Source organism: Rhodococcus sp. OK302, from assembly GCF_002245895.1.
In the GTDB taxonomy this organism is placed as follows: Bacteria; Actinomycetota; Actinomycetes; order Mycobacteriales; family Mycobacteriaceae; genus Rhodococcus_F.
Map to the genome: position 1 here is coordinate 5,899,667 of NZ_NPJZ01000001.1, position 10,876 is coordinate 5,910,542.

General features: G+C 62.7%; 7 protein-coding genes. 3 read left to right on the forward strand and 4 right to left on the reverse strand.

All coding sequences use genetic code 11. The features are described 5' to 3' along the window. Positions 1-116: 116 nt before the first annotated feature. Together BDB13_RS26955 and BDB13_RS26960 are read left to right on the forward strand one after the other, a co-directional pair. Positions 117-677 carry a hypothetical protein gene (locus BDB13_RS26955; RefSeq protein WP_254922976.1) on the forward strand — a complete coding sequence of 187 codons (561 nt, stop codon included), beginning with the start codon at positions 117-119 and terminating at the stop codon, positions 675-677. Further along, entirely contained in the window at positions 674-1,678 is a 1,005-nt protein-coding gene (locus tag BDB13_RS26960) for a TIGR03617 family F420-dependent LLM class oxidoreductase (protein WP_094274474.1), read from the forward strand. The genes BDB13_RS26955 and BDB13_RS26960 overlap by 4 nt, the downstream gene beginning before the upstream one ends. A 1-nt stretch (position 1,679) precedes the next feature. Here BDB13_RS26960 and BDB13_RS26965 read toward each other — a convergent pair whose 3' ends face one another. The 4 genes from BDB13_RS26965 to BDB13_RS26980 all read right to left on the reverse strand — a co-directional run bounded on the left by BDB13_RS26965 (position 1,680) and on the right by BDB13_RS26980 (position 8,818). Next, entirely contained in the window at positions 1,680-3,263 is a 1,584-nt protein-coding gene (locus tag BDB13_RS26965) for an MFS transporter (protein ID WP_094274475.1), read from the reverse strand. 104 nt (positions 3,264-3,367) lie between these two features. Continuing rightward, the gene (locus BDB13_RS26970; protein WP_094274476.1) at positions 3,368-4,843 is read right to left on the reverse strand and encodes a dynamin family protein; all 1,476 of its coding nucleotides are present in this window, start codon (positions 4,841-4,843) and stop codon (positions 3,368-3,370) included. Then, the gene (locus BDB13_RS26975; RefSeq protein ID WP_094274477.1) at positions 4,840-6,699 is read right to left on the reverse strand and encodes a dynamin family protein; all 1,860 of its coding nucleotides are present in this window, start codon (positions 6,697-6,699) and stop codon (positions 4,840-4,842) included. The genes BDB13_RS26970 and BDB13_RS26975 overlap by 4 nt, the downstream gene beginning before the upstream one ends. Positions 6,700-6,814: 115 nt before the next feature. Beyond that, entirely contained in the window at positions 6,815-8,818 is a 2,004-nt protein-coding gene (locus BDB13_RS26980; RefSeq protein WP_094274478.1) for an IniB N-terminal domain-containing protein, read from the reverse strand. 303 nt (positions 8,819-9,121) lie between these two features. Between BDB13_RS26980 and BDB13_RS26985 the strand changes: the two genes are divergently transcribed. Continuing rightward, on the forward strand, positions 9,122-10,870 hold the full coding sequence (locus BDB13_RS26985) for an Hsp70 family protein (RefSeq protein WP_094274479.1): 1,749 nt from the start codon (positions 9,122-9,124) through the stop codon (positions 10,868-10,870). Positions 10,871-10,876 lie beyond the last annotated feature (6 nt).

Here is a 10,876-nt window from a genome sequence, read left to right on the forward strand (position 1 = left end):
TCAAGCTTGTCGAAATGGTCAACTACAGCCCACGTAAATTTGTTCCCACCTTCCCCGAAAAACCGAAAAAGTGCGCCACATCACGTCGAAGCACTCCGAATCGATACGATCGGGCAGTGACCGATCCCGACATATCGCTGACTCCTCCGGCTCGCCCCGCGCCACCGCGGCCTGAGGTTGTGATTCGCCCCTTGCGCACCGCCCCCAGCGATCAGACGCCGAAGGCAGTGCTCGTATCAGCCTCGGCCTGGACAGGTTCGTTTGTTGTCCTCGCCGGAATTGCCGGAGTCGTGGTCTCGAACCTCACCGACGTCCGAGCTGTACTCGAGGCTTCGACAGCCCAAGACAACCCGGGATACTCACCCACCGATATCGCCGACGCCGTCACCGTCGTGCTTGCCGGTAGCGGCGGCGGTGCACTCGTCCTGGCGCTACTAGCCCTCCTGAGCCTGCAACTCCTGCGCGCCCGAAAAAATGCCGGACGCATCATGACGGCAATCGTCGGCGTCGTCAGTATTGCGGCCGGACTCGGCTTCATGTCCTTGACGTCCGCCGCCGACGGCATCAGCGGCGGCGTACTGAAATTGGCACCCCTCCTCTACTGCGCCCTCGTTGCCGTCGCAGCAATTGCCCCGTTCGCCCCCAGCGTCAGCACCTGGCTGCGGGTGCGCCGATGAAGGTTCACGTTCAACTCGACTCCTCGCCTGGGGCAGGCGCGGCCCGCAGCCTCGAACTCGCCGAAACCGGCGCCGCAGGCCTGTTTACGTTCGAGGGCCAGCACGACGTGTTCTTCCCCCTCGTCGAAGCGGCCTCGGCGGTGGACCTCGATCTGATGACCAACGTCGCCATCGCCTTTCCGCGCAGTCCCATGCACTTGGCCAATTCCGCAAACGATCTCCAGCTTCTCAGCCGGGGCCGGTTCCGCCTCGGGCTCGGCTCACAAATCAAGCCGCACATCGAAAAGCGTTACAGCGCAACGTGGTCACGGCCCGCTGCGCGAATGAAGGAAACAGTCTCCGCGATCAAGGCAATCCTTGATGCGTGGGAGAACACCACACCGTTGAACTTTCGCGGCGAGTTCTTCACCCACACGTTGATGCCACCGACGTTCGATCCCGGACCCAATCCCTACGGTCCACCACCGATTCTCATGGGCGCTCTCGGACCGATCATGACGCGCACCGCGGCGGAAGTAGCCGACGGACTACTGGTCATGCCATTCCACACCGAACGACATTTCCTCGAACGAACACTCCCCGCCGTTGATGCGGGGTTACGCGAATCCGGTCGGGCACGAAACGAATTCGCAATCATTCCGCAGGTTATCGTCGGGGTTGGCCGCAGCGCCGAGCAACTCGACGCGGCTGCACGCGGTGTCCGGAGCCTGCTCTCCTTCTACGGTTCGACTCCCGCCTATCGGCCGGTACTCGACATCGAGGGCTGGGGCGATATTCAAGGCGAACTCAATGCACTCTCCAAGCGAGGCGGCTATGCCGAAATGACGTCTCTCATCACGGATCCCATGCTGGAGGCACTCGCCGTTGTCGGAACTCCCGAAGAGTGCGCTACCGAGATTCGTCGCAGGTTCGGCGAGCATGCCGACGAGGTATGTTGCTATTTCCCGGGTTACACCCAGGACCCGGCGGACGTGGCGGCGATGATCGCGGCTCTCGAGTGATTCAGGCCTTCTTCTCCAGAAGGTCTGAGTCGGCGGCGTATTCCGCCATGAGTTCACGTTCCCTCTCTCGATGGGGATAGAAGAACGTCACCACCACAGCGCCGGCGCACACCACGATGATTGCGGCGATGTACGCCTTCGTATCTCCGTCCAGGAAAGCATGTTTCGCGGCCGACATGATCTGCTCCGAGTATTGCGGATATCGTTCCGCGAGAACTTCCGCGCTGGAGAACGACTTTGTCAGTGCCGACTGCGTCTCGGGGGTGATCTGCGAGGCATCGGGTGACGACGCTATCGACGCTCCCAGTGATTTCGCGTACCCAGCGGTGAGGATTCCGCCGAGAATGGACTGCATGATCGCCCCACCCAGATCACGTTGAAGGTCAGAGGTTCCCGACGCCATGCCGGCCCGGGAAACAGGAACTGATCCGGTGAGTGAACGCGATGCCGGGGTACCTGCCAGACCGACACCGATGCCGACGAGACCGTAGGCCAGCGCCACCTGCCAGTACTGTGTGCTCTCGTTCCACATGGTCAGCGCCACAACGAGTCCGAGAACAACGAACAGGTAGCCGGACAACAGTGTTGCTCGCGCGCCATGTTTTTCGATCATCGTTGCCGATCGAGGCGCAACAATGACCATCGCAAGGGCAGCGGGGATGATGGCTGCACCGGCATCAAGCGTCGAGTAGCCGAGCACGTTCTGCAGAAACTGCTGACCGATGAACATCGCGCCCATCAACGAACCGAAGACGACCAACCCGCCCACGGCTGCGACCCAGAACGTCGGGCGAGCGGCCACGGGTAAATCGAACAGTGGATTGACGGCTCGTTTCTGTTGCAGGAAGAACCCGATTCCGGCGACCAGCGCAATGGCCCCCAAAACCAGTGCCAGAGTTCCGGAACCCTTGACCGGCGCAAAGTTGATGGACAAAATCAGTGCCCCGATGAAAACGATGGACACGATGCCGCCGAGGTGATCGACAGGATCCGTCGTCTCGTTGACGTGCGCGGGCACCAACACCAGGGCACAGACCAACGCGAGAAGCGCCAACGGGAGCGTCACGAAGAAGACCGAACCCCAGTGAAATTTCTCGAGCAGAGCCCCCGACACGATCGGGCCCAATGCCGAAATCGCGCCACCGATCGCGGACCACAGGGCAATCGCTTTGGTCCGAGCGGGGCCGGCCCACAAGGCTGTGATGATCGCCAGCGTCGTCGGAAATGCGAGACCAGCAGAAATACCGCCCACGATTCGGGCCGCGAACAACACCTCGAAGCTGCCGGAGAATCCAGCCACCAGAGATGCCGGAATCGACAACGCCATACCGGTGACCAGCAGCATCTTGCGCCCGTACCGGTCACCGACAGCACCGAGATAGAGCACCGTGCCGGCCAGACCCAGGGAATATCCGACGGCAATCAAGTTCAGTTGCGTCTGACTCGCGTCGAATGCTCGTCCGATGTCGGGAAGTGCCACATTGGCGACCGAGAGGTTGAGGTTGGCTACCGCCGCAACCAGGATGAGTGTGCCCAGAACATACGTCGCTCGCTCCGGTGACTTCGACTTGATGTCATTCGCCATGCGGGTTCTCCCCTCGAGGCTGAATCCGAACCGGTTCGTTCTGTCCGGATCATTCCGATCTCAACATAGATCGGTCGACAACGTAGTGCAGAGGAACGACGTACCTATTCGGCCACGATTTCAGCCAAAATCCCCTCGGCACTACGCGCCGCGACCAGGCAGGCGCGGGCAGTGAAGCGATCGAAGAGCGGGTGCGTCGACAATTCACGCCAATGGCGCGCTGCACTGACCGCTTTCGCTCGCTGGTCGTCGACGCATCCGTCCGCTTCGGAACCCAGTCGATCGTTCACCCTGATTCCGGAACCGCCGATCAGTCGCTGCAACTGCGCCAGATCCTCCGAGGACAAGTCCGTACGCACGGAACGGAGTCGTCCCAACAGTCGCAGTTCATGGAAACCGTGGACGTCGGCAAGCAAGCCCTGCGCTGCTTCCACAACCGAATCCGAACCCGCGAGTGGATTGCTCTCGAGGATTCGCACCAGCGTCACCAAGGCGGTGTGGGCTTTGAGTTGATCAGCCCGCTGCCCGAACTGGACGTCGATCACCTGAAGCAACTCCTCGAGCCCACTACGTTCGAGCAGCTCTGCTGCCAAAGTCGGAGAGTCTGTGGCGCCCAACTTTATCGACGTTATCGCGAGCCGAATTCCGAACAGACCAAATCGATCTGCAAGTTGCGCCCGCATCGCCGCGTCGACGGGTAGTGGACTGTCCGCCTTGGCAAAGCGATCCGCGGACAGGAGCGCGAGACTGAGATCGTCGGCCGGAACCTCGGCTAGCGCAGTGAGTGCCGCGAACTCGCTCTGCCTCATCGTCCGCGCCGCCAGGGCCAGCAATCCCGCCACCGGAACAACCGACTGACACAATCCTGTTCGCTCGAGTTCCTCGGCGAACCGGGCAGCAACGTCCTTGGCAGACGTCAACGCGTCCATCCGTCCGGCGCCCACCTCGTCGGCGCGAGAAAGCACGCCGACCACTCCGAGCGGTCCGGATTCACCGCCGACATGATCGGCGATCCGCCCGAGAAACTGCATGTCGCTCGCATTCAACGCCCGCAACAGATAAACGACGGCATCTGCGCCGGGTGCACCGCCTTCGGGTACAAGCATGTTCCAGGTTCGAGCCGATACCTCAGTCGACAACGACGACGTTCCCGGAGTGTCGATGATCGTCGTACGAGCTAAGGCCGACGACGGCCAGTCGACATCGATACGATCGACGCAGTCTGCCGTGCGCTCCCCCAGATCAAAGGTGAGCCTGCCGTCGCGCCGTGTCACCGGGACGTTGAAAGTGTCACCGTCGTCGGCCGTCGCCGTCACCTGTGGTGTGGTGCCATTGCGATACCACGTGACAACCCGAGTGCATTCCGTGGCATCTGTGGGTGCAATATCTTGCCCGACAAGTGAATTGAGAAGAGTCGACTTACCGGCCTTCAGAGAACCTGCCAATGCCACTCGCAGAGGCTCGTCGAGTCGGGCCGCACACACTTCCAGTTGACTGTGTGTCTGAGGCTGGTCCGCGTACAGTTCTCGGGCCTGCGAGATCAGAGTATGCACTGATTCCACAGCGGTGATTGCGTTCATGCTTCGACCGCCACGTTCCGCTTGTCCACAACTGTCAATGCCGCTGCAAGCGAATCCAATTCGGATACGACGCGCATGTCTGTCTCCAATTGCCTGATCCGCGCGGCATGTTCACTCGATTCCAATTGGGTCGCTTCCTGCGTTGCCCGAAGCGATTCGTTGATCGAGCGCAGTGCCTGCTCAGCGATATCGGTGAAGTGATCGCGCAGAAGTCGCTGCACCAATCGCAATCTGTCTTTCGATTCCTTGCCGACCTGAAAGCTGACGTCGTCGGCAAATCGGCGAATCGCATTTTTGGCCTCGGCCCGACGCTTGAGTACCTGGGCCTGCTTGTCCTCACGATAAGCCTTGGTGCCCAACAGGACCCCAGCACCGATCGAGATCGGATTGACCAGCGCCATGCCCATCATCGTGGTGATCAAGCCGAACATCAGTACGCCGCCGTACGAGCCGCGCATGCCCACCAACACCTTCTGTGTGATGCCGATGCGGCCCGATTCGAGATCGGACAACGCGCCTACCGGCTCCAGGAATTCATCCGTGTCGGCGACGTCGAGGTGCGGTAGCGCTACTTCACCGGTATCGGCAAAGTGTTGCGCCACAACTTCTGCCAACCACAGAGCCCGATCGTGAGCCCACACGAAGTTGTCGCCGATCGCAGTGGCGATCTCCTGTTCGAGCCACTCGCCCACCACGTCCCAGTCCTTGCCCGGGTCGCCCTCGTCGACCGTCTCTTCCGCCTGCCGGGTAACTCGGCGCAGACGATCCCGAAGGTCGTGGTCGATATCTGCCGCGAGGTCGGCGATACCGTCGCCGAGGCTCTGCTGCCACAGTGACGTCTTCTTGTGGAGTTCCTCCGCTGCTGCTCTCGCCCGATGAAGTCCGGCCACTGCTGCAGCGGCCGTAGCTGGATCCTTCAGCGCAGCAAGCTCACTGCCCATTTCCAATGACAGGTGCGCGGCAGCGGATCTCACATCCATTGAGACGGAGCGCCGGGTATTCGTTTCTGCGCGAGCAACCACGTTGTCGCGCAGGAACTGATAGAGATCCATGAATCCGGATTCTGCCTCCAGTTCCTTGTCCCCCAAACGCAATGCGTGAGACCGAAGTACTGACGAGATCGGGATGAGCGGCAGGTCGAGGTCCGCTCGCTGCAGGTGCCCGCGATCGGCATCGAGAATCCGACGCCAATGCGGATACAGGTCCGTCTTGCTGATCAAACCTGCAACAGCCGGGCACAGGTTCATCACCTGACGGATGAAACCCAATTCGGGCTCGGTGAACTCCTGGCTCGAATCCGAAAGAATCAGTACCGCGTCGGCGGCCGTGATGAGACCCAATGTTCCTGCAGCATGAGGGTTTCCGTGACCACCCACCCCCGGAGTGTCGATAAGCACAAGTCCATCCGCCAACAGCGGACTGGGAACGCCGACCTCTACTCGAAGAACTTCTCGTCCTTCAGCTCTCACCGTGGCCGGCGTAATTCCCATCAGTTCGTCCAGCGGCAGCGGCACCCGAATGGGCGCAGCGCCGGGGTCGGCGAGAATCAGTTCGGCGCCCGCAGTTTCCGCATACTGGACGACGGTGGCCACAGCAGTAGTCTCGTCGTCACCCACCGAACACACGTCGATGCCGAGCAATGAATTGACGAACTGGCTCTTGCCCTGTTTGAGGGGGCCGACGACCACGATGCGAATACGCGGATCGCTGACTCGCACCTGCGCGTTCTCGAGGCGTCGCACCAGATCGGAGCGTCCGAAATCCTTCGCGACTGCCACTGTTCGATCGAGCAACGCCGCCGTCGCCGAAGCGCCGCGTGCTTTCCGAATGCTTACCTGCCCCGCTGAAGTACTCATGAGCTACGTTGACCCGCAATTCTTCCCGACTCGAATATTCGGCCCTGCACGCATAACGCGTGCAGGGCCGGATTTGTTACATCAGGTCGTTTTGACCAACTTTGTTCCCCGGTGATCAGGGCTGCAGGTGATCGATAATCGCGACGGGGTCGATGTGCTCGACGGGCGACGTGATCGAATCGCCGGCAAACAGCGAATGCGACGAGTCGGCCCCCATCGAACTACTCGATCCCGCGCCGAACGCGTCGGCAGCATCAATCGACGTCCACGGGTTCAGCGCACCACTCAACGAGCTGGTCAGACCGGACATTGCGCTAGCCGCACCGCTGAGAGATCCACCCAAGTCGGCGGCGCTGCCCCCATCGACAGCGCCGCTGACCGAGCTCCCCAGACCGGCCACCACATGAGTTGCCGCGTCGAGTCCTGCAGAAGCTCCCAGATCTCCGGCAACCGAACCGAAGTTCAGGCCGTCGGCGCCGATACTGCCGAAGTCCACGGACGGGAGATCCACTGCCATCGAACCCATGTTCACGGAACCGAGATCGACGTTGGGCAGGTCTGCCCCAATGGAACCGGTGCCGATTCCACCGGTGTTCAGGGCTGCATCAAGTGCACCGCCCAGTGATCCCTGTGCACCGAGCATGGTGTCGAGCGACGTTCCGAGTGAGCCGGTGCCTCCCAGCACAGCTCCGAGATCCGTGTCGACGGATCCGATCGAACCGAGGCTGCCGGTGCCGCCGAGCGCTGTATCCAGGGCACCGCCGAGCGCTGCGTCCAGCGCACCGCCGAACCCACCGGCGAGTCCGGCGTCGGCACCAAGTGCAGAGCCCAGAACACCTTCGAGCGCTGTCGACAGATTCGCTCCGCCGGCCAAGGCTGCAGTGAGGTCTGCGCCCAAACTTCCGTTGACGTCCAGCGAGCTGCCCAGCATCCCGCCGAGTGCGCCACCAAGGTCCGTACCTACCGAACCACCCGCACCCAAAGCGCCGGACAGAGCGGCACTGAGCTGGGCGCCGAGGTCTGCGCTTCCACCCAGAATTGCGTCCAGGTCGACACCGCCGCCGAGGCCGAGGGCCGTGTCGAGCGCACCGGCGAGGGTGGTTTCGAGGCTTCCACCAACCCCGAGAGCACTGCCGAGAGCGCCGCTCAGGGCTGCACTCAGATCAATGCTGCCGGCAATGTCGGTCAGTGCGCTCACATCGGTGAGAGCGCCGAGAACGCTGCCGAGCGACGCACCGAGGTCGGCTCCGATCGTCCCGCCGGCACTGAGCGCACCGGACAGTGCTGTGCTGAGATCTGCAGTCAAAGAGCCGGCTAGGTCGAGGCTGCCACCCAGTGCCAAGGCAGATTCCAGGGCACCGGCCAGGCTCGCACCGAGCTCGCCGCCGATAGCAAGGAGTCCGTTCAGGTCTGCGCCGGCGCCGAGAAGACCGCCGAGTGCCAGTCCCAGATCTGCGCCGAGGTCTCCGCCGATCGAAAAGACCGGCGCGAGGGCGCCACTGAGGCCCGCGCTCAAGTCCAAGCCACCGGCTGCGTTGATTGCCGCATCGAGAGCGGCGCCCAACTCCGCAGTGAGTCCGCCGCTCACACCCAGTGCTGCGCTGATCGCAGTACCCAGATCCAGAGCTCCCGAAAGGTCGAGCGCGCCGCCCAGACCCAGCCCCGCATCGATCACGGCACCGAATGCCGCTCCGAGATCTGCACTGATGTCGCCGCCGATAGCGAGAGCGGCACTGAGCGCAGTCGCAAAATCGCCGACGAAGTCGAACTGTCCGCCGAACGCCCCGCCGACTCCCAATCCTGCGCCGGCGCCGAGACCCAGACTGCCGCCGAGGCTTCCACCGAGACCACCGGCAAGTCCGCCGCCGATACCCAAGCCGCCGCCGAGTGCTCCGGCAGCAGCGGAACCGGCATTGACGATCGTGGACAGTCCTGCGGCGCCGCCGACAAAGAGACCTGACTCGGCGACCAAGGGAGCAACGGCAACGATGTCCGCATGGCTCACGTCGCACAGACCTGCAGCGTTCAGTGCAGCAGTCGGGTTTGCGCAGTAATTGGCGGCGGCCTCGTCGTCACGAAGAAGCCCGAGGATGAATTCGAGTACGGCGTTCGTTGCCATGACATTTCTCCTGAAAGTTCGGCGACTGGTGCGCTGATAGATGGAGCGATTGGAATCAACGCTACGAACTTTCGAGCACGGGGCCAACGGGGTGCATCCCCCTCCTTCCGAGGGCCCGACGGGGATATCCCCCACCATCACGCGTCGGCCACGTTAGGGGATTCGGCCCGGTTAGGGGATCCGTCCCCTACTTCCCCAAAACGCCGCCAACCCGGTAACGAAGTTGGTCACGAAACCGACATCGCAGACAACCGCGACAGTTCATCTGTCTAATCTGTCGCCCGCGATCAGGGGAGTTCGTTCATGGACCACGACCAGGCGAGTTCACTTACGACGGCAGGACTCGGCATCGGCATCGGTTCTGCCACTCTCGTAGCGGTCACCGCGAATTCGACCGGACAAACAGGCGAACCGGTGCACCACCCCAGTGCGGTAGACGCAGCCGACGGCGCAATCCTGACCGGATTTATCGACCGCGTCGGCGACTCGGTCGCCATTCTTGCCGCCGACGGCAGTGAGCACCGCGGCGAGGATCTCACAGCGTCAGCGATCGGCCGACTTGTCGACGCCGCCAGATCCGACGGCGAAACATTCGACAGCGTCGTCGTCGCCCACCCCGTAGGTTGGAATCGCCACACGACCCTCACGCTGGAATCGGCGTTGGACGACCGCGGCATCCCCGGCGCGAGTTTTGTCTCCGAACCCGAAGCCGTCATGACGTGGCTTCGCGATTCCGGAAACGCAGTACCGGACGGACTCACCGTGATCTACGACCTCGGCGGCTGTTCGCTCGATGTCACCATGATGTCCACTGCTGACGGAAGAAGCACCGTCTTCGGTAAACCACTCCGAAGTGCCGACATCGGTGGCGACGAATTCGACCACGCCGTCACCGTGCACCTCCTGGGCGCAGTCGCGGACCATTTCCGAACACTCGACGCCTTCGCTCCCGAGACAATCTCAGCCCTCGAGGTCTTGCGCACTCGTGCGCGTCAGGCAAAGGAACAGCTGTCGACGGATACCGAAACCGTTGTCCACGTAGAGCTTCCCGGAAAATCCCAGGACATTCGCCTGGTCCGATCGGAACTCGAGGATTTGATCCGGCCCGCGCTCACCGAATCAGTCGCGCTGGTGAGAGAGTGCCTGCGCTGCGCCGGCGTCGAATCGAGCGACATCAATCACGTCGTACTGGCCGGGGGAGGATCGGCCAGTCCCCTTGTCGCCGAGCTGTTGTCATCGGAATTGCGTGTTCCGGTGATCGCCGCTGCAGATCCGGGATCATGCGCGGCCGTGGGCGCCGCGATCATCGCTGTCGAACGTCTCTCGGCCACGAAGACCGACGCAACGCTGGTCTCACTCCTTCCTGTTCGCACACCGGCTCCGGTTCCTACCTTTTCGACGCCGTTGATCACCGCACCCATTGCGGAAGATTCGACCACCCGCCGTTCTTCACGTGTCGGTGTCGTCGCTGCGGTCGTGGGCGCGTTCATCGTTCTGGCCGCCGGTGGACTCGGCATCGGAACGGCCATGGACAAGATCAATGTTCCATCCAGTTCCGCAGACACGACGAGCGAAATGCCTGCGCCAACCGGTTCGACGGTATCCGGTCTTCCCCCGGGTGAACGCCTCGGTAACAGTGTGATTGGCAGTTCCGACGCCGTTGCATCCGGCAGCAACGCTCAGGTCGGACAACCTGGATCACCGGCCTCGCAGTCCGGCGCGACAACGGGCGCCGGAGTCACTGCGCCCGCGGCTCCCCCGGCATCTGCGCCCGCACCCGGAGCTCCCGAGGTTTCCGCACCGGCACCCGGCGCTCCCGTCGGAGTACCGGCGCCAGTCCCCGCACCCGTTCCGGCTCCAGCTCCGGCTCCAGCTCCGGCTCCGGGCGGTCAGACCGGCGGCGCGGGGAATGCTGTCGGCGACGCTGCGACCGGCATCGGCAACGGCCTGGGCGCGGTAGTCGACGGCACCGGCAATGCGGTCGGCGGAGTACTCGGAGGTGTCGGCGGAGTACTCGGCGGCGTTGTCGGCGCTGTCATACCGAACCGCTGATCGGGG